The sequence below is a fragment of the Marinomonas sp. HM11-D genome, assembly GCF_057626615.1.
This window is the reverse complement of record NZ_JBMMKT010000002.1, coordinates 405,790-423,810: the sequence shown is the minus strand read 5'-3', so window position 1 is coordinate 423,810 and position 18,021 is coordinate 405,790. Positions and strand designations below refer to the sequence as shown.

The following is an 18,021-nucleotide window of genomic DNA, read 5'->3' as shown; positions in this document are numbered from 1 at the left end:
CTAGAAATGCTTTCGGTTTTAAAACCTTTTTGTCGGGGTAAGATACCCCTCTCACAAAAGCAAAAAAGCGAGCCGAAGCTCGCTTTTAAAGGTTCTGCGATTGAGATGTTTAGGCTTTACGACAAGCCGCAGCCGTGAAGATCACGTCGGTAGAGCTGTTCAGAGCTGTCTCGGCAGAGTCTTGCACCACACCGATGATAAAGCCGACCGCGACCACTTGCATGGCGATCTCATTAGGGATATTAAACAGGCTACAAGCCAGTGGAATCAGTAGCAAAGAGCCACCCGCCACACCTGAGCTACCGCCTGCTGATACGGCAGCGATGATACTTAGCAGGATCGCAGTAGGGAAATCCACTGGGATATTCAGCGTGTTGACTGCCGCTAGGGTGAGCACGGTAATGGTAATCGCTGCGCCGGCCATATTGATGGTGGCCCCAAGAGGAATCGATACCGAGTAAGTGTCTTCGTCTAACTCAAGCTTTTCACACAACGCCATGTTGACCGGGATATTGGCCGCCGAGCTACGGGTAAAGAAGGCTGTGATACCGCTGGTTTTCAGACATTGGAATACCAGTGGGTAAGGGTTTTGACGCGTGGTTAGAAACACCAATAGAGGGTTGGTGACTAAGGCGATAAAGATCATGGCACCCACCAACACAGCTAGCAAGTGTGAGTAGCTTAGAAGCGCATCAAAACCAGTGGTAGCGATAGTGTTGGCTACCAAGCCAAATACACCAAATGGTGCCAAACGAATCACAAAACCCACCACAACAGTGATACTGTCCGCTAAGTTTTGCAGCAAGGCTTTGGTGGTTTCATTGGCGTGGCGTAAGCCAATACCGATAAACGCTGCCCAGGTTAAAATGCCGATGTAGTTGCCAGTGACGATGGCGTTCAATGGGTTATCGACCATATTGAACACCAAAGAATGCAATACCTCACCAATGCCCTTTGGCGCCGAGCGGCTGATCTCTGTGGCAACTAGGTTCAATTCACTTGGAAAAATGAAGCTAAATACGACCGCGGTAACGGCGGCGATCAAGGTGCCAATCAGATACAGCACTAAGACTGGTTTGATATGAGTTTCTTGGTTTTTCTTGTGGTTCGCGATGGAAGCCACAACTAAAGCGAAGACTAGAACGGGCGCAATTCCTTTTAGGGCCTTTACGAAAAAGTCTCCTAGTATGCCAGCTGACTGAGCAGCGCTTGGTGCCACGTAAGACAGCGCCAAACCGCAGATAATGCCAACAATAATTTGCAACACAAGGCTGCCATTCATGTAACGCTGAAACAGCGTTGGAGTCGTGCTTAAAGCCATGAAAAGTGTCCATCAATTTTTGATGGTGCACCTTAATGCATCGTCCAACAGAAATGAACCGTCTGGGTAAATATTCGGTCATATTCCGTTAAATAATCGCTATTCTTATGATAGAAACAAAAGAAAATGGTTAACCTTCAAACAGTTGATTTAATTTTAACCAGACACAAAAAAGCCAAGCTGGATAGCTTGGCTTTTTGGAATCACTGCTACTAGTGCGTTATATGATGGTAAAACGCTTATCAAAGCGGGAGATCATCAGGATATTACGAATAAAGTCATTCGCACCGACAATCTTAATCTCCACCTTTTCACCCAGCGCTGCTTTCATACTTAGCAACATGCCAAGTGCCGCACTGTCTAGGTACTCAACACTTTCAATGTTAATGGTAAAGTGTTTAATCTCACCACCTACGTAGCTCTCATAGGCACTGCGAAAATCATTGAACAGCGAGAAATCAAAGCTACCTAGCACAGCTATTTCGACGATTCCTTTGCTCTTATGTTCGGTAACTGAAATACTCATTTCGTTCTATTCCTTAGCACCTAGTGGCTGCCGCCCATACAATTTGGCGACTGCGGCGATTCAAAACGGCGCGCTTCCCATTCTTCATCCGTATATAAGTGCAGTGCCAACGCATGAATCTTCTGCATTTGATCAGTCAATGCACCGTACACCAATTGGTGACGTTGTACCGGACGTTTACCAGCAAACGCATTGCTCACCAGAGTCAGTTTAAAATGTGACTCTGGGTTATTGCCGCTGTGCATGTGGCTTTCGTTTTCCAGCTCGATATGATGAACATTAAACGCTCGCTGGATGGTTTCTCGAATTTCATTTTCAATAATCATACTGCCCTCGCGATGTGCGCTTATTCAGTTTCAGCTGTTTCTGTTACGTTTTGTTGCGGACCGTCATTATCTAACTCATGGTCACCACTTAGCAAGGCCTGACCGCGTTGTTGCGGGTACGCCACGTCAATCGATACCGCACCGCCCTCACGCCAAACACTGATAATGGTGTCCATGTTAGCCGCCATCACCGCACGCTTATCATCCGGCGCCGCCGCAATAACCTGCAGACCGATATCACGCATAAAGCCCATACAGGTCGAGGTTTTCGCCATATCGATCTTGTTGAAGGCTTCGTCGAACATCGCCAACGAGAAACCACCAACAATATCACCGTCCATAGTTTCATGTAGACGGTAAGTGGTCGACAAGGCCGCCGCAATCGCTAGGTAGAATGGGATCTGGTGCTCACCACCTGAACCGGTTTGAATACGCTGCGATAGCGTGGTTTTCTTCTGGCCTTCTAAATCTAGAATGTCGACTTCGAAGTTATAGAACTTACGGTAATCCGCCAAGTCTTTTTGCTTCTCATCGTCCGTAATCAATTCTTGGATCAGAGCGATCGCTTTAGCGTGCTCAGGATCACCGGTTTGCTCCGGATCAAACAAGCCACCCACATTCGCTTGATCGTGGGAGCTGAATTTCGCCACCAAGTCCAAGATGTCCTTCATATCGCCATTCGGGTAGTAACGGAATTGGTACACTTCCTGGTTAAACGGACGGCGTTTCAAACTGTGGTTCAACTCTTTGATGATCAAGGCCACTTGATCCAAAGAATCTTTTAGTTTCGACACATAGTCACTGCGGAAGGTTTCTTCCGCCTCACGACGCGCAAGCTCAGCACGCTTAGCGTATTTCGCCAGTTCGGTATCGCTCAACACTGTAATTTGGTGCGTGACGTAATGCTCGAACTCTTCAAACTTAGACTCTAGGTAATCCAATTGGATATCGTCGTCTAAACTGCTGTTATGGTATTTCGCGTAGTGATCCGCCACTTCTTTACGAACTTTCTGGTCAAACATTTTGACCTTTTCCATGGCTTTCTCAGAACGGCTGATGGCTTCTTTGTAGATGGCGCCACCGTTGACCATGCTGTTTTCCAACAAGTCATAACGCTCACTGGCGTATTCCGCATTGAACAATGGATTAGAAGTGATGCGTGTACGCTCTTCATCCAAGGCTGACAGCGCTTCTGAAAGCTGGTTTTTCTGAGTGTTCAAGGAACCGTATTGCTCAGCGATTTGCTGACGCTCACGGTCCAGTTTTTTACGCTCCAGCTCAATGCCCGAAATACGCTCTTTAAGACTTTCAATACGCTCTTGTAGATCCGTATCGTCACGCTGCTGTAGCGCAGCGATTTGCGCTTCCACGTCTGCTAGATCTTGTGCAACACGAGTATTAGCAATGCCGGCATCTTGTAGCGACTGTGGATCAAACTGGTTCGCAGCCATGATACGACCCAACATAGAGTCAGCTTGTTCAAGGCGTTGGTCAGTCTTCATGTAATCCATCAATTCGCCGCTTAGCTGCTGTAGCTGAGCTTCGCGAGATTGACGCATACCATCCGTGTTAATACCCACCATCATATGTGGCACAAAGCGAATGGTCGAAATGGTACCGGACAATTTCAACATGCCATCGGCGGTCATGGCACTGTCTTCACGTAACAGTTCACGCTCGGTTTCTACCGGCTTAATGCCACCTAAACGGCGGTTCAAGTAAGCCTGAGCATGATCATTGTTACAGCGAATAAAGCGCAATACCGAGTTATTGTCGCCACGATTCAACCACAAACGCGTTTGTGTGGTATCAATCACTCGACAGCCCATCAATTGACGGCGGTGCGCACGGAAGATACGAATCGCTTCTTCGGCATCATCAGGCTCAACGATTAAGGCTTCGCGCTGACTACCTAGGTAACCTTCGATGGCATCTTGCCACTTATGATCAGTAACTTCGGCCAAATGGCTAAGCGGCGTTGCCTTGATATTGGCGTGCTCTAATAGCTCGATCAAACGCTTAACGTTAGGAGATAGCGGTGTGGTACCGCCTTTCAACGATTTAACGTCGGCTTCTAACTGACGGCATTCATCTTTTAGGTTCAAGATGTTGCGGTTTAGCTGGGTACGCTGTTGGAACAAAGCGCCCTTGCCTTCATCGAGCATATTGTTAATGCTCGATAGCAGACGGCTTACCGCTTTCGCCGAACCTAGGATATTACCCGAGCTATCAATACTGCCCGCTAGGCCTTGTGCTTCTATGATCAGGTTACGGATATCTTGCGACAGCACATCATCAAACGCCTGTAAAGCACTTAACAACTGTATAACTTGGTGCGCTTGAATCACCAACTTACGGTCTTCTTGCCCCTCTAGGGTCAACAGCTTTTTGTTCTGCTCAAGCTGCTGTAGCTTCAAACCCACATCAGAATGTTCGTACTGTTGTTCTAGTCGAACCAACTGGGTTTGCAATTGTTTGAGCAGGTTAGCTTGGGCAACGATTTCCTCGTCAATCTCTTCTTCACGTTCTTTGAAGTTTTCGTACTGATCTTGGATTTCGTCTTGCTTGCTGCCTAGCTGGTCAAAACGTGCTTCCGTGGCAATCCATTGGTAGTTCACCACAGTTTGTTCTTGCTGGTGTTTCTTCTCACACTCGCCCTGAATCACTTTCAGGTCGTCAATACGCTTGGCCACTTCTTGAGTCTTTGACTCTAGCTGACGGTATTCGAGCAAGGATTTCTGGTAAGCACCTACCTGCAGCGGCTGCTCGGCCAAAACGAAGTCTTGAACGAAGCGCGTTGGCGAGGCGATTGGCACGAATTTCAAGGCGTTCTTAAAGTTTTTCAAGAACGAATCTAGGGTAATGAGCTGTTCCGAACTTGGGCTTAATTCTTCCAAGTAACGGTTCATGTACTGTGTCGCGGAGGCACTGCCTGACTTGATGTAAGGGTCTAGGCAGACTTTTTTCATCGCTTCACGTACTTCTTGCCAAGGTTTGGCTTGGTACTGCTTCTCGCCCAACACTTCGATGAAGTCTTCACGACGCACACCGTAGTTAGACAATACGAAACGACCTAGGATGTCTTCTTCTGGGCTCGCCAACGACGCAGACAAACATAAGCCCACCGTGGATTCTTTACCGGTGTTGGAATCTTCAAACACCATTGCCAAGTAACAAATCGCATCTTGACGAGTTTGTACACCGGTGACCTTTTCACTGGCTTGACCGGAGTCGATCATGCCTAGGATGTAGGAACGAATGCTTCGGCCTGAAGCTTTACCATCGTTGGCACTGGCGTTGTAGTTTAGGTGACGCTTGCTGGCACCGGTCAGAACCGTTTGGATCGCGTCCAACAATGACGACTTACCGGAACCGGTTGGACCGATAATGGCAGTATTACCGCGAATATTGATTTCTTCTGCGCCCAATAGGTACCAGTTTACAAGAACAATTCGATTTAACTTTTTCATGCAATTTCCTATTGTGCCGCTTCTTCTTGCGTTTCTGCGTCGGATTCATCCGATTCAACCACTGCTTGGCTGTCGCTATTTTGCGCGTCCACGCCCTGCTCGATTTGCTCGTCGATCACTTCATCTTCATCTGGATCCGAACCGTTGAAGGACTCAAGCTGACGTAGGTAAGCTTCGGTCACGATCAAACGTACCACTGGAGTAATGCTGATCATGATGTTTTTCGCATCTTCGTCGTAGGCTTTACCGCGAATGATCACGCCCTGTTTGCTGAACAGGGTCAGGATGTCTTTAAAGCGCGTTTCGGTTGGAATTTCACGCTTCACCAACTGTACGTAGCGTTCCAAAATAGCCACTGAGTTAGTCGATACAAAACCGTTGTCGATTTCAAAGTTCTCGACTTTTTCTTCGTAGATTTGACGCATCACCAACAGGAACAGCGTTTCGTCAGTTTTCAAACGAACAAAGGCTTCACGCTCTACTGGCAACACGCCTGCGAGACGTTCGTTTTCATTGACATAAAGCTTCATACCCAGCGCATCAAACAGATTGCTGAAATACTGCTGATACATCTCCACCAATAGGTAATGGCGGCGCTGACCGTGCTTAAAAGCACTGACAAATTGATTGGCGAGTAAATAGTTCGCAGTCTGCTGAAACTCTTGTGGGTCTTTACCGGACTCTTCTACGACCCTTTTTAATTCTCTAAGCATGAGATTTGCTCCTGCGCACTACATTAAACTCTCGACATTCGACGAATTCGTGAACGTTGATATATTGATCTGTGAAAATAACATCAAATGACTTCTCAATGCGTTTCGCATTGACGCCCAAAGAACCGATGTAACGTAAATGGTCGAAGCAAACAAAATCTTCGACGGATTCAATGGTGAAGTCCAAAATGTGCATCGCTGGTTTTTCCAACAGCTGACGATCGAGGTAACTTTGCAGCTTGGCCACACTCACCTGACGCGCTTCGTGGAATCGACGCTGACGGTCACGGAAAGCGATCGCTGCTTGTGACACTTCGGCTTGGACAATCACACGCGGTGGTGGCGGATCACGACGCTTCGCCGGCTGTGCACAAGACTCAACCCCCACGGCTTTAACACTGACCATGCTTTTCAGGGTCGGTAAGTTCTCAAACTTAGCCACATCGGCAATGATACCGGCCACTTTATTGGCCAAACCAGGACGCGACGAATCCATGTAACGGGCCGTATCAGCGGCACGTTTTTCCAAGCGGTAACGGTATTCATCGATGCGATCTAAACGCTGATCAATGGTGGTAAAGGTTTGAATAATATCGCGACAATCTTTTTCCACCGCGGCCAAGGCTTTGTCCACCGAAATCAACTGCTGATCGGCATAACATTGGGCGATGTTGCCCATCAAACTTGGCTCTGCTAAGAAGCTTTGCGTCAGTTCTAAAATCTGACGACGAAAACGAAACGGGTTGTTACTGGTTTTGATGGTTTTGTAGTCAGCAATCAAGATGCCTTCCACAAACAGATCAAAGAAGCCTGCAACGATTTCTTTCGGTTCACGTTTGCTAAACAACTCACGCTGCAGACTGCGAATCCCCAACAGGATTTGGTTCAGGTGTGCCGAAAAGTCACGGGCTGCTTCCGCCGTTTGACTGAGCGTTACGCCACGTTCTTGTGGATGATTGGCTACCGATTCTAGGTTACTTAGGATACTTAGAACCGTGGCGCCGTAGTTACGCTTACCGTGGCGGCTAATTTCCACCAAAGAACGCAATAACATAGACACCTGAGGCGACATCAACACACTGACGCGGTACAGCTCTTGCTCTTCAATTAACCAGCCGGTATTAACCAAGCGGTGATAGATACGCAAGGCGTATTCGTGAATAGTTTTCGGCGAGTCAAAGCCGTCTTTTAAGTCATCGTGCCACGCTAGTGTATCTAGCTTATGCAGCGAGTCTTCGATCGCTTCAATGATGGCTGATTTGTCTTTAATCGGATCTTCCGCATGGTCATAAAACACATCCGAAAGGTCGAACAATACGGCTTCTATAAGCGCTTTGTTGGAGCCCGATAGAGCTTGGAATATTTCATCGGGCAAATGGGTGAATAGCATTCAGAACCAATCCATTCTTTATATTTAAGCTGACGAATTTCAAATCACTCTGAGGTCAGCTTAGAGATTATCGCTTTCTCCATGGCAGCGACAACAGCGGGGTCATCACCAATCGGATCCAGGAGCGTCAAAGTACGTTGCTCAGTATTCAATTGTTCTAACTGCTTGGGGACATCCACTCGCAAATGACGGCCTTGGGCAAAGAACAAGGGGTACACTGCGATGTTGGCAGTCTCGACGGGAAGTTGCTGCAACACATCTTCGATTGAAGGTGTGCACAATTCCATGTAGGCCAAAGTTACCTTATCTTCTGAGACGACACCAGTGACCCTTGCCAATAACTGCTCAAAAGGCACTTTCCAGCGTGGGTCGCTGCTGCCATGGGCTAACAAAATAATATGGTCATACTGCTCTAGATGCATGGGTCTACCTTTCTGATAAGTGGGATATTTTAGCGATTTAACCTTTTAAAAAGAAGGGATTACCTACTTTAAGGACGAATTTTGGGAGTAACTTCTTGATCTATTTTTGAATTTTTGTCGTAAACTTAAAGAACCTTCACGTTTAGGAGTCGGATATGAAAGTTTTAGTGACAGGAGCCAACGGCTTTATAGCAAGCAATCTTTATCCATTGTTAACCGCCGCAGGCCATGAGTCCTACGCATTGGTTCATAAACATCAAAACTCCATACCTCGATACGTGCAAACGCTGCGCATGGATGACTTAGGCCAACATTATTTTGATGTAGTGATCAATCTCGCGGGCGCCAACATCGCCGCGAAACGCTGGACCGCAAAGCGCCAACGTGAATTATTTGACAGTCGCGTGCAATTTACCCGTAAGCTGTTTAATGCCTTAAAGCATAAACCTAGTGTGTTATTGAACGCTTCCGCGGTGGGCTTTTATGGTTTTGATGAGTACAAGACGTTTCTGGAAGACACCCCACCAAATGGTGGTTTGACGCATCATTTATGCTCCGCATGGGAGCAAGAAGCTCGTCATTTTGAAGACGTCGGTGTGAGAACGGCTATTTTCCGTCTTGGCGTGGTCCTTGGCCATGGCGGTGCATTAGCGAAGATGCAATGGCCATTTAAGCTTGGCTTAGGTGGCAAGATTGGCAACGGTAAACAGTTCTTTCCTTGGATTCACATTCATGACGTGTGCCGCTTTATCCTGGCCGCCATGCAAAACGAACAATACCGAGGCACTTATAACCTCGTATCACCACAGGCCATCACGCAAGCGGAGTTTGCCAAAGCCTATGGCAAAGCCTTAAACCGCCCAGCTGTTCTGCCTACACCTACCTTTGTACTGGAGAAATTACTAGGCGACATGAGTCAATTGCTCACCAAAGGCCAGCATGTGGTGCCACAGGCACTGATGGATCAGAAGTTTGAATTTGAATATCGCAGCATTGATGATGCACTTAAGAGCTTAACCTAAGCTCTTAAGTGGCTCTAAAAGCGTCATTCATCTTTGGATGAACGCAGTTTCCTAGGGACTGGACGACCTTTATCGTCCGGAAGTGTGTGCTTGCAATCAGGGTATTTGATACAGCCCCAAAAATAACCTTTAGCGCCTTTTTTACGCACCAAGTAGTGCCCGCAAGCTCGACACGGGTATTTGCGTGATGACGAGGGCTCGCCGTTTAGATCTTCTAGAGTCAGTTTACAATCGGGATAATTACTGCAACCCCAAAAGGTATTGTCCCCATGGGTTTTCTTGCGTAGCTGACCACCACACAATGGGCAAAAAAACTTTTTCGCACGTACCGGACGGCCATCTTCGTCGTTGGCACTGTAATCGCAAGTGGGGTAATTTTCGCAGCCCCAAAAGGCACCGTTTTTACCCTGTTTAAGTTGTAAGACGCCATGACACTTAGGACAACGGTAGCGCTTACTGGGCGTACCGATATAACCCGATCCATCTTGATTTAAGAACTCTTGTTCCCAAGCATCCACGGATGCTGGTTTAGGATCATGGTTGTCATCACGACTCAACGCTTATTACTCCGCTTCACAATTCAGCTTGTCTTTCTTGTCACAAGCGTGTGAATTAACATAACCCTTGGCTTTGTTGGCGCCATTTTTAGCCGCTTCTGCCGTGGCATTACCCACTTCCTTGGTTTTCTTCCACGCTTTGCTGTTAGAAATATCTTCACCTACTTCTTTTCCGCGATCCGCCGCATCACCTGCCACTTCACGAGTACGATCCGCGACTTCAGCGGCTACTTCTCGTGTTCGCTCGGCCACATCACCAGCTACTTCTCGGGTTTTATCTGCCGCATTTGAAGCCGTTTGTTGGATGGCTTCCCACGCAGTTGGCGCTGGCGCCTCTTCTGCGTGTAACGGCATTACCAATACACCAGAAATCACAGTGAACATAGTCAGCCATTTTTTAATACTCATAAATCAATCTCACCACTTAATAAATAATTTGCGCGAATCCAAGCTTCCACTTCCTCTGCCGACGTCACTGTCGGAATCATCGGATAATTTGCCAATTCAGCCTCAGTGACCTGTTCATGACTCCAAGTGGTGTGATATGGCACATGCAGCGCATGGGCTCCAGCATCCAGTACAGGCAACACATCGGAGCGCATGGAATTGCCAATCATCAAGACTTCACTTGGATTCAACTGCAAGCTTTCAAATACTTTTTGGTAGTTAATGGTTTTCTTATTACTCACCACTTCATACCAATCAAAATATTCACTCAACCCTGAGCGGGCAAGCTTACCTTCTTGATCAAGCAAGTCGCCTTTGGTGATTACCATTAGCTGGCATTTCCCTTTAAGAGACTGCAACAGCTGCTCAACCCCAGGCAACAGCTGAATCGGAGCCGCTAACATTTGTTTGGCTAATTGAATAATCTCATGGATTTCATAGCCTGTAACACGGCCTTCCGTAAGCACTATGGCAGTTTCCAGCAGGGAAAGCGTAAAACCCTTGATGCCATAGCCAAAGTTTGACAGGTTGTCGATCTGCACCTCATTCAAACGCTCTAAGATGTATTCACGGGAATGGTAAGATTCCAGCATCTGTACAAAGTATTCTTGCGTACTCAAGAATACATCTTCGTTGCGCCAAAGGGTGTCATCTGCGTCAAAGGCGATGGTGGTCAGGATAGGTTTTTGCAAATCATTTCATCCAGTGTTGGGTGTTCTCTAAAACTAGCTGTTTGTATAAGTTTACATGATCTGGCGAGTCATTTAACGCCGCGATGTAATCGAACTTCTCTCCGCCCGCGCCTTCAAACTCTTCACGCAGCTGCATATCAATCTCTTCCAAGGTCTCAATACAATCAATGGCAAACGCTGGACTGATCATGTTCAGTTCTTTAATACCCTTACTTGGCATGGCACGAATGGTTTCGTCGGCGTAGGGCTTCAGCCATTCTTCGCGACCAAAACGAGACTGGTAAGCATGGGTATATTCACTTTCGCTCAAACCTAGCTGGTTCACTACCGCAGCAGTCGTCGCTTCACAGCGACGTTGGTACGGGTCGCCTTCGCTGACATAACGTTTGGGCACACCGTGGTAAGAGAACATCAAGTGACGTTTGCCGCCCTGCTTCTGCCATTGCTCTGTGATCGACTTGACCAAGGCATCGATGTACACCGGATGATCGGCGTAATCTTGCATCAGATTTAGCGCTGGCCAATGTGGGCAACGTTTCAAAGAGGCCATCAGACGATCGTAAGCCGCCGCGGTAGTCGAACGAGAAAATTGCGGATACATGGGCAATACAAAGATCTGCTCAACCTTGTTATCGCGAAACACTTTAGCGGCATCTTCAACACTTGGCTTTCCATAGGTCATGGCCATGGTCACCACAAAGTGCTTACCGTCTTGATTTAAGGCTTGATCTACTTTTTTCGTTAAGCGCTGCCCCAACACCAAGAGTGGCGAGCCTTCGTCCATCCAGACTTCTTGGTACACTTTGGCGACTTTCTTAGGACGCACATTTAAAATAATGCCGTTTAAAATTGGCTTCCAAATCAGCGGATTAACATCAACTACACGGGGGTCAGACAGAAATTCTTTGAGGTATTTCTTCACCGCCGCAGGCGTTGGGGCTTCCGGCGTACCAAGGTTCATAAGCAGAACCCCGATCAAACTGTTTTTCTGATTCATAGTCATTCCGTTAGGCTGAGAAAATAACGTGTTTTAACAATAAGTGTCCCCAGACACTTAAACACATCGCCAATACGATCCAATCCAGTACTTTGGATTCAAATGCACTCGATGTTAAACGCTGTTGCAATAGTAGCCCTGCACCACCACCGAGTAACGCGGCCAACAGTTGGCTGATCGAAAGTGTTTGCCAAGCCCATTCCGATGGCAATGCAATTAGTCCGATCAAAGCGCCCACCAAGGAGAACGCCCACAGGGCGGCTCGATTACCAAGCAAATCCGCAGATTGTTTATCCTGTAACCAAGCTAGCCCAGAGCTCAGCCCGACAAATTGAATGGTGCCCATCAACATACCGGCGAACAGTTTTAACGGGGCGGGAATCTGGCTCAATAGCCAGCCACCTATGCGTAATAACAAGACTTGTGTCAGAGAAATAACCACCAAGAAAGTGATTAAGACAGTGAAAGTCATAGGCAATAAAAACAGCAGTTGTACACCAATAAAGCCACCCAGGGATAAACCAGCCCCTAAGCGGGTAATGGCTTCCACTTGTAGCTGCGTTCGATGCAAAAAGACTTGCACTAGGGCAAACAACAACGCCACGGGGATCAAGCTGGCAAACAGGCCTCGCAATTGCGTTAAGTCTTCAATCACCAATAACGCACAAGGCAAAATCACCAAAAAGGGGTCAATGCGTAAGCGCTTGTTGACCACGGCAGCACATAGAGATGCAAGAAAAAGATAGATAGGTAATAACATAAAAAGAAACACCTTGAGGTCATCAAGGTGCTTTGCAGTTGCTTATTCGGATTCGATAACAGCGCGCATTCGATCTTGAATGATGGTCGCTAGCTTATCTGGCTGGAATTTCGATAGGAAATCATCACAGCCGACTTTTTGCACCATGGCCTTGTTAAAGCTACCACTCAAGGAGGTGTGCAATACGATGTACAGATCTTTTAAGCGAGGATCTTCGCGAATTTCACGGGTTAGACGGTAGCCATCCATTTCCGGCATTTCGGCATCGGTGATCAGCATAAGTAGCTTGTTTGGTACATCTTCGCCGTCAGCCGCCCATTTCTTCAAGAGGTCAAGACCGCGCTTACCATCGGTCGCAGAATGCACTGTAATACCTAGGTGATCCAGGGTCGATTTACATTGAGCTAAACCGACAGAAGAGTCGTCGACTACCAAGACTTCCAATCCGGATGCCATCGACAGCAGATCTTTATCAATCACTTCGTCCGAAACACGCGTATCGTAAGGGGAAATTTCCGCTAAGACTTTTTCAACGTCGATGATTTCAACCAAACGATCGTTCACTCGAGTAATCGCCGTCAGATAATGTTGACGTCCTGTACCGTCTGGTGGTGGCAGGATATCACTCCAGTTCATGTTAATGATGCGATCGACTTCGCCCACCATAAAACCTTGCACTGTGTTGTTGTACTCAGTGACGATTAGATTACAAGGCTTTTCTTTATCAATAGGACGTAGACCAATTGATTCTGACAAATCGATCACAGGAATGGTACGACCACGAAAATGCGTCACACCGGCCACTGAAGGATGACGATGAGGCATCAAATTTAGACGTGGTAGTTGTACAACTTCTTGTACTTTAAAAACGTTGATAGCAAATAGCTGCATGCCGCCCAGACGAAACATTAACAGCTCAAGTCGGTTCTCACCAACCAGCTGCGTTCTCTGGTCTACCGCATCTAACATTCCTGCCATAACATTCTCCAATATTAAGTTTTAAACGCTTAGGTTCAATTATCATCATGATAGTGAATTCTCCCAAACATAACAGTAATTTTTTTATGCTCAAAACCGCTAAGTCATGATCTATAAAGAAATTAATAGATTTCTACCATTCGACATTACAAAGCCTTCTGCTTCCAAAGCGGACGTTGGTACACTAGCGCCATAACTTAGCTTTGGAGTCTTCATGTTTGATATTGGCGTTAACCTAGACCATTCCTCCTATCTCGATGATTTACAGCAATTTCGTGAAGATTTTCATAACGAAGGCGTACAAGGCATTATTTGCATCGCCTCAAATATGGAGGAAGCCAATAAGCTGGCCAATCTTTGTACACCTTATACAGACATGCACTACACCCTTGGCTGCCACCCGCATCATGCTTCCACTTGGCAAGAGCAGGACAGCGCAGCCTTGATTGAAGCATTTGCCAAGGATGCAAAAGCGGTTGCCGTGGGGGAAATGGGGTTGGACTTTAACCGTAATTACTCTACGCCCGAAGAACAGATTTGTGCCTTTGAAGCCCAGCTAATGGTTGCCGACAAAGCCAACAAGCCTGTTTATCTACATGAACGCGATGCTTTTAACGAGTTAACCGAGCGTCTAGCAAAGGCAACATTACCCAAAAGTGGTGTGATTCATTGCTTCACCGGTAATAAAGATCAACTAAAAACCTACCTAGATTTAGGCTTGTGCGTGGGCATTACCGGCTGGTTATTAGACGAGCGTCGTAACCAAGAATTGGTTGAAGCATTAGCCTATCTACCCTTGGATAGATTGCTTCTAGAAACGGATGCGCCCTACTTGTTGCCACGCAATATTCGCCCTCGCCCAAAACGCAATCACCCTAAGTTTTTGCCATACATTGCCCAAGCGGTAGCGGACATTAAGTCAATTGCGCTAGAAGAAGTGATTACACAAGCGAATGAAAATACTCGTCGCTTATTTTTCAGTGCTTAGTTATTGGCACCCAACGTCAAAACACGTCGTGTTTTTTGCGCGGCGGGACTATCAGCGTGAAGTGTATTCAATAAGGACTGTGCTTGCGCCTGATCGAACGGCCAGTCCATGACAGCCTCGCCAATTTGCAATGTGGGAATGCGTAAACCGTATAACTCCACAAGCCGCTCATCGCTGGCAATATCAATCTTCGTAAAGGCCACGGCTGGGAAGACATGCTGCAACCAAGCTTCAGCATCTTCACATAAATGGCAACCCAGCGTACCGTACAACTGAATCTTAGACATGGCCCGCTTGTGCCTTTTCTAACTCAAAAATGGACTGTGGCAGCGCTGCTAAAGGCGTCACAGGACAAAGCAAACTGGAGGCCTGCTCAAGTCTATCACCAACCAGCCCCATAGATGACAAGGCCAACGATACGATTTGGGACGCCTCATGGTCTGGCAAAGGCGTTTCATTGGCGTGGTATTGCTTCAACAGAGGGAACAAGCCATTTTCGATAAAAGAAGCGGTGATCTTAGCGTTATAAGAACGCCCCTTGTTAGACACCATATCTTCTAACACCAGCGGCTCTAGTAGCGCGACCAAACCACCATCTAGTCGCTCTGAAAAATTATCGGCACGATAGAAGTAATTGGCCCAGGAAGGCTTGGCGTTCAAGATGTTCACAAAGTACTTCAACAGCAATGAAATGCGGCATTCCACTTTCGATTGCGTCAACAATAAGCTGTTTAGGTCTTTCTTAATCAGCGCAGATAAGCAAGAGCGCACATCTGCTAGCGCTTCATCTTTACTGTCGTAGTAATTGTAAAAGGTACCAATGCTAACACCGGCATTCGCCGAGACATCCTGCACGGTAATTTCTGTCCAGTCCGTTTCCAATAATAGGTTTTGCACTGCACTACGAAGTCGATCTTGGGTTAAAACTCGTTTCGGGGGTAACGCCATGCTTATACTCTTCTACTCAACTGTCATTCCATAAAGTTGCGGTAGCCGGGGTAAACCGGCGAAGCCAAAGGATAGCGCCATTGGCTTATCTGTTAACACGCCTAGCCAAATAACCTGACATTATAAAAGGTTAAACTGCGGGGTCAGTATATCAACTACATTCAAATGAAGCATTTGAAAAACGCCCTCGGCGATCGGCAGCACTTGTTTATCAATATAATGTTGATAATCCAAGTTTTCCAAATCACTTTCACCTAGGTATGGCACCACGCCCGCAAGGGTATACACATATTGCACACGTTTACGGCCGCGATCGTATTCTGGCGGCAGACCCTGCTGGTGACGCAACTCATCGGCCATCTTCGCAGCACGCACATGAGGCGGCTGTGTTTTGGTGTATTTCGCCAGAGGTCGTGTTAATTGTTTCGAATATATCAGCTCCTGATCGAACTTTCCTAGTCGTAAATCGCCAACAAATTCAGAAACATAACTATCTAGATCTCGATCAAAGAACAAATGTTCAAACAGTTCTACCTGAAAACGCTTCGCCAACGGTGTCCAATCACTGCGCGCCGCCTCTAATCCTTTAAAGACAATCTCACCATTGGTAAGACCCGCGTAACGCTTTTTTGAGCCTTCTTCTTGACCACGAATGGTCGGCATGTAGAAGCGAGTGTAGAGGGTTTCAAACTCCAACTCCAAGTGAGAGTCGATGTCGGCATAATCACCACACCACTCGCTTAGACACTGGTTGACCACTTCACACAGTTCTTTACCCGCCTGCCAAGCATCTTCTTCTGATAACGAATCCGACAGAGTGATAAATAAGGAATCGGTATCGCCGTAAATGACTTTCGCGCCGCGCTCTTCCATCCATTGTTTACTTCGCCCTAACAACTCGTGACCACGCATGGTGATCGAGCTCGCCAGTTCCGCATGGTAGAAACGGCACACTTGCGAGCCTAAGACGCCATAGAAGGAGTTCATAATGATCTTGATGGCATAGCTTAGGATCGAGTTACCATCACGCTTGGCACTTTCGCGCGATTGAGCCAGTTCAGCCACTAATTCTGGCAAGATGGCAAACTGTCGCTGGAAGGAAGCGCCACGATAGCCCGGCACCAAACCTTCATCTTGAGACAAGGCTTGCGCCACCACACGCGCCAACGGATCCACATAGAAGGTACGAATAATGCTGGGGTAAAGGCTCTTAAAGTCGAATACCAAGACATTTTTATAAAGGCCTGGCAAAGAGTTCATAACAAAACCACCTGGGCTTGGTACAAACTTATCATCACTCCAAGCGGGTGCGACCCAGCCTTTGCGGTGTAGGCGCGGTAGATAGAGGTTTTCAAACGAGGCTACAGAGCCACCGGTTTGCGACAGCGGAATGCCGGTTAAATCAACACGGGTTTGCTGCAATTCAATCAGCTGTAGCTTTTCAAAAATGCGCTCGACCAAGACACAGTCTTGCAGGTTGTAGGCAACGAAGTTATCCAGCTCTTCACGGTGCATACGCTCGATTTCTTGCCAACGATCGCCACCTGTCAGCAACTTGGATTCATCTAATAATTCGTTACTGACGTTATTTAAGCTGTAGGAATTAAAATGATAGCCGCCCACTTTCAGCATGGTGATACCATCTAGCACCACTCGACCAGCAATAGACGCGAACACCTTGCCGCTTTCCTTGGCTTCCCGTACGCGCCAGTTTTCGCCTTGAACACCCAATGCAGGCTTAATCCCTAAATGCTTAAAGCGCTGATCGAGGAACATCAGGTCGAAACCGATCACGTTCCAACCGATCAAGATATCAGGGGAATGCTTACGCACAAATTTGATAAATGCCATCAGGAGTTTGCGTTCATCCGCAAACGAATAGACATTTTCAAGAGTTGACGACTGGGACGACACCACCAGTACCACTTTACGTTCGCCACTGGTGATACCAATGGACAACAGCTCGTTGCGCGATACGGAGGTTTCGATATCCAGCGACCACACCTGCCAATTTGGCTGATACTCGCCTACCTTGAGTTTGGCTTGAGTAAAACTCATACCCGACGCATCCGGCACACCGACAAAAGTGACTTGGCCGCGAATATGACGCTCCATCAGGTAACGATCTTCAGGCTTGATGTCTTCCTCGTACACCGCATAGCCAAGCTTTTTCACCATGGCGACCATTTGCTGCTGTAACAGCAGGCTTTGGCAACGCACGACGCACACGACATCATGAGAAAAAGATTTAAGCTGACTTTCTTCGCACTGAATCCCCACCACATCCGTCGCGAGAGCTTCTAGCGGCGCATTGGTAAAAAACAGGGTTTCAGGGTTGGCGATGGAAACTTTGACGGTGGCGACGTCAGTCTTCACGTAGTAATGGATGTCTAAGCGACCATTCACATCACTACTGTGACGACTGACGATGTATCCTTGCTGTGGTTCAAACATGTAATTGTGT

At 47.2% G+C, this 18,021-nt stretch carries 18 protein-coding genes; 2 read left to right on the top strand and 16 right to left on the bottom strand.

What is annotated here, in order from left to right; all coding sequences use genetic code 11:
* Positions 1-109 precede the first annotated feature (109 nt).
* The 7 genes from sstT to ACOSVP_RS04395 all read right to left on the bottom strand — a co-directional run bounded on the left by sstT (position 110) and on the right by ACOSVP_RS04395 (position 8,168).
* Positions 110-1,321, bottom strand: a complete 1,212-nt coding sequence (sstT, locus tag ACOSVP_RS04425) for a serine/threonine transporter SstT (RefSeq protein ID WP_487346278.1) — start codon at positions 1,319-1,321, stop codon at positions 110-112.
* A gap of 220 nt (positions 1,322-1,541) precedes the next feature.
* Positions 1,542-1,847, bottom strand: coding sequence for an STAS domain-containing protein (locus ACOSVP_RS04420; RefSeq protein WP_487346277.1), 306 nt, complete (start codon positions 1,845-1,847; stop codon positions 1,542-1,544).
* 20 nt (positions 1,848-1,867) lie between these two features.
* Entirely contained in the window at positions 1,868-2,173 is a 306-nt protein-coding gene (locus tag ACOSVP_RS04415; RefSeq protein ID WP_487346276.1) for a BolA family protein, read from the bottom strand.
* 20 nt (positions 2,174-2,193) lie between these two features.
* On the bottom strand, positions 2,194-5,643 hold the full coding sequence (locus ACOSVP_RS04410; protein ID WP_487346275.1) for an SbcC/MukB-like Walker B domain-containing protein: 3,450 nt from the start codon (positions 5,641-5,643) through the stop codon (positions 2,194-2,196).
* 8 nt (positions 5,644-5,651) lie between these two features.
* The gene (locus tag ACOSVP_RS04405) at positions 5,652-6,356 is read right to left on the bottom strand and encodes a DUF4194 domain-containing protein (RefSeq protein WP_487346274.1); all 705 of its coding nucleotides are present in this window, start codon (positions 6,354-6,356) and stop codon (positions 5,652-5,654) included.
* Positions 6,349-7,746 (bottom strand): Wadjet anti-phage system protein JetA family protein, encoded by a 1,398-nt coding sequence (locus ACOSVP_RS04400; protein ID WP_487346273.1) that lies wholly within the window; start codon positions 7,744-7,746, stop codon positions 6,349-6,351. The genes ACOSVP_RS04405 and ACOSVP_RS04400 overlap by 8 nt, the downstream gene beginning before the upstream one ends.
* 44 nt (positions 7,747-7,790) lie before the next feature.
* Positions 7,791-8,168, bottom strand: coding sequence for a sirohydrochlorin chelatase (locus ACOSVP_RS04395; RefSeq protein ID WP_487346272.1), 378 nt, complete (start codon positions 8,166-8,168; stop codon positions 7,791-7,793).
* Positions 8,169-8,323: 155 nt separating this feature from the next.
* On the opposite strand from ACOSVP_RS04395, the gene ACOSVP_RS04390 reads away from it, so the two are divergent.
* The gene (locus ACOSVP_RS04390; protein ID WP_487346271.1) at positions 8,324-9,190 is read left to right on the top strand and encodes a TIGR01777 family oxidoreductase; all 867 of its coding nucleotides are present in this window, start codon (positions 8,324-8,326) and stop codon (positions 9,188-9,190) included.
* Positions 9,191-9,213: 23 nt separating this feature from the next.
* Here the strand turns inward: ACOSVP_RS04390 and ACOSVP_RS04385 are convergent, their stop codons facing one another.
* The 6 genes from ACOSVP_RS04385 to ACOSVP_RS04360 are packed head-to-tail and all read right to left on the bottom strand — an operon-like array spanning position 9,214 to position 13,621.
* A complete protein-coding gene (locus tag ACOSVP_RS04385) occupies positions 9,214-9,747 on the bottom strand; it encodes a DNA topoisomerase family protein (protein ID WP_487346270.1) in 534 nt (177 codons plus the stop codon).
* 6 nt (positions 9,748-9,753) lie between these two features.
* Positions 9,754-10,155, bottom strand: a complete 402-nt coding sequence (locus tag ACOSVP_RS04380) for a hypothetical protein (RefSeq protein ID WP_487346269.1) — start codon at positions 10,153-10,155, stop codon at positions 9,754-9,756.
* Positions 10,152-10,886 (bottom strand): HAD family hydrolase, encoded by a 735-nt coding sequence (locus tag ACOSVP_RS04375; RefSeq protein ID WP_487346268.1) that lies wholly within the window; start codon positions 10,884-10,886, stop codon positions 10,152-10,154. The genes ACOSVP_RS04380 and ACOSVP_RS04375 overlap by 4 nt, the downstream gene beginning before the upstream one ends.
* Before the next feature lies 1 nt (position 10,887).
* Entirely contained in the window at positions 10,888-11,883 is a 996-nt protein-coding gene (gene hemH, locus ACOSVP_RS04370) for a ferrochelatase (protein WP_487346267.1), read from the bottom strand.
* 10 nt (positions 11,884-11,893) lie between these two features.
* The gene (locus tag ACOSVP_RS04365) at positions 11,894-12,643 is read right to left on the bottom strand and encodes a hypothetical protein (protein WP_487346266.1); all 750 of its coding nucleotides are present in this window, start codon (positions 12,641-12,643) and stop codon (positions 11,894-11,896) included.
* A gap of 42 nt (positions 12,644-12,685) precedes the next feature.
* Positions 12,686-13,621 (bottom strand): chemotaxis protein CheV, encoded by a 936-nt coding sequence (locus tag ACOSVP_RS04360; protein ID WP_487346265.1) that lies wholly within the window; start codon positions 13,619-13,621, stop codon positions 12,686-12,688.
* 214 nt (positions 13,622-13,835) lie between these two features.
* On the opposite strand from ACOSVP_RS04360, the gene ACOSVP_RS04355 reads away from it, so the two are divergent.
* Positions 13,836-14,609, top strand: coding sequence for a TatD family hydrolase (locus ACOSVP_RS04355; RefSeq protein ID WP_487346264.1), 774 nt, complete (start codon positions 13,836-13,838; stop codon positions 14,607-14,609).
* On the opposite strand, the gene ACOSVP_RS04350 is transcribed toward ACOSVP_RS04355, so the two are convergent.
* The 3 genes from ACOSVP_RS04350 to ACOSVP_RS04340 all read right to left on the bottom strand — a co-directional run bounded on the left by ACOSVP_RS04350 (position 14,606) and on the right by ACOSVP_RS04340 (position 18,011).
* Positions 14,606-14,896: a glutaredoxin family protein gene (locus ACOSVP_RS04350; RefSeq protein WP_487346263.1), complete on the bottom strand. Its 291-nt coding sequence runs from the start codon at positions 14,894-14,896 to the stop codon at positions 14,606-14,608. The two genes, ACOSVP_RS04355 and ACOSVP_RS04350, sit on opposite strands and share 4 nt — an antisense overlap.
* Positions 14,889-15,557, bottom strand: coding sequence for a TetR/AcrR family transcriptional regulator (locus ACOSVP_RS04345; protein WP_487346262.1), 669 nt, complete (start codon positions 15,555-15,557; stop codon positions 14,889-14,891). The genes ACOSVP_RS04350 and ACOSVP_RS04345 overlap by 8 nt, the downstream gene beginning before the upstream one ends.
* A 120-nt stretch (positions 15,558-15,677) precedes the next feature.
* Complete coding sequence (locus ACOSVP_RS04340) at positions 15,678-18,011, bottom strand: DNA polymerase II (protein ID WP_487346261.1); 2,334 nt, start codon at positions 18,009-18,011, stop codon at positions 15,678-15,680.
* Between the last annotated feature and the right edge of the window lie 10 nt (positions 18,012-18,021).

Bases quoted from the DNA above. Each gene is read 5' to 3' on its own strand.
- ACOSVP_RS04415 (WP_487346276.1), bottom strand. From the start codon at position 2,173: ATGATTATTGAAAATGAAATTCGAGAAACCATCCAGCGAGCGTTTAAT.
- ACOSVP_RS04340 (WP_487346261.1), bottom strand. From the start codon at position 18,011: ATGTTTGAACCACAGCAAGGATACATCGTCAGTCGTCACAGTAGTGAT.
- ACOSVP_RS04410 (WP_487346275.1), bottom strand. From the start codon at position 5,643: ATGAAAAAGTTAAATCGAATTGTTCTTGTAAACTGGTACCTATTGGGC.
- ACOSVP_RS04405 (WP_487346274.1), bottom strand. From the start codon at position 6,356: ATGCTTAGAGAATTAAAAAGGGTCGTAGAAGAGTCCGGTAAAGACCCA.
- ACOSVP_RS04350 (WP_487346263.1), bottom strand. From the start codon at position 14,896: ATGTCTAAGATTCAGTTGTACGGTACGCTGGGTTGCCATTTATGTGAA.
- ACOSVP_RS04380 (WP_487346269.1), bottom strand. From the start codon at position 10,155: ATGAGTATTAAAAAATGGCTGACTATGTTCACTGTGATTTCTGGTGTA.
- ACOSVP_RS04345 (WP_487346262.1), bottom strand. From the start codon at position 15,557: ATGGCGTTACCCCCGAAACGAGTTTTAACCCAAGATCGACTTCGTAGT.
- sstT (WP_487346278.1), bottom strand. From the start codon at position 1,321: ATGGCTTTAAGCACGACTCCAACGCTGTTTCAGCGTTACATGAATGGC.
- hemH (WP_487346267.1), bottom strand. From the start codon at position 11,883: ATGAATCAGAAAAACAGTTTGATCGGGGTTCTGCTTATGAACCTTGGT.
- ACOSVP_RS04420 (WP_487346277.1), bottom strand. From the start codon at position 1,847: ATGAGTATTTCAGTTACCGAACATAAGAGCAAAGGAATCGTCGAAATA.
- ACOSVP_RS04365 (WP_487346266.1), bottom strand. From the start codon at position 12,643: ATGTTATTACCTATCTATCTTTTTCTTGCATCTCTATGTGCTGCCGTG.
- ACOSVP_RS04390 (WP_487346271.1), top strand. From the start codon at position 8,324: ATGAAAGTTTTAGTGACAGGAGCCAACGGCTTTATAGCAAGCAATCTT.
- ACOSVP_RS04395 (WP_487346272.1), bottom strand. From the start codon at position 8,168: ATGCATCTAGAGCAGTATGACCATATTATTTTGTTAGCCCATGGCAGC.
- ACOSVP_RS04400 (WP_487346273.1), bottom strand. From the start codon at position 7,746: ATGCTATTCACCCATTTGCCCGATGAAATATTCCAAGCTCTATCGGGC.
- ACOSVP_RS04360 (WP_487346265.1), bottom strand. From the start codon at position 13,621: ATGGCAGGAATGTTAGATGCGGTAGACCAGAGAACGCAGCTGGTTGGT.
- ACOSVP_RS04355 (WP_487346264.1), top strand. From the start codon at position 13,836: ATGTTTGATATTGGCGTTAACCTAGACCATTCCTCCTATCTCGATGAT.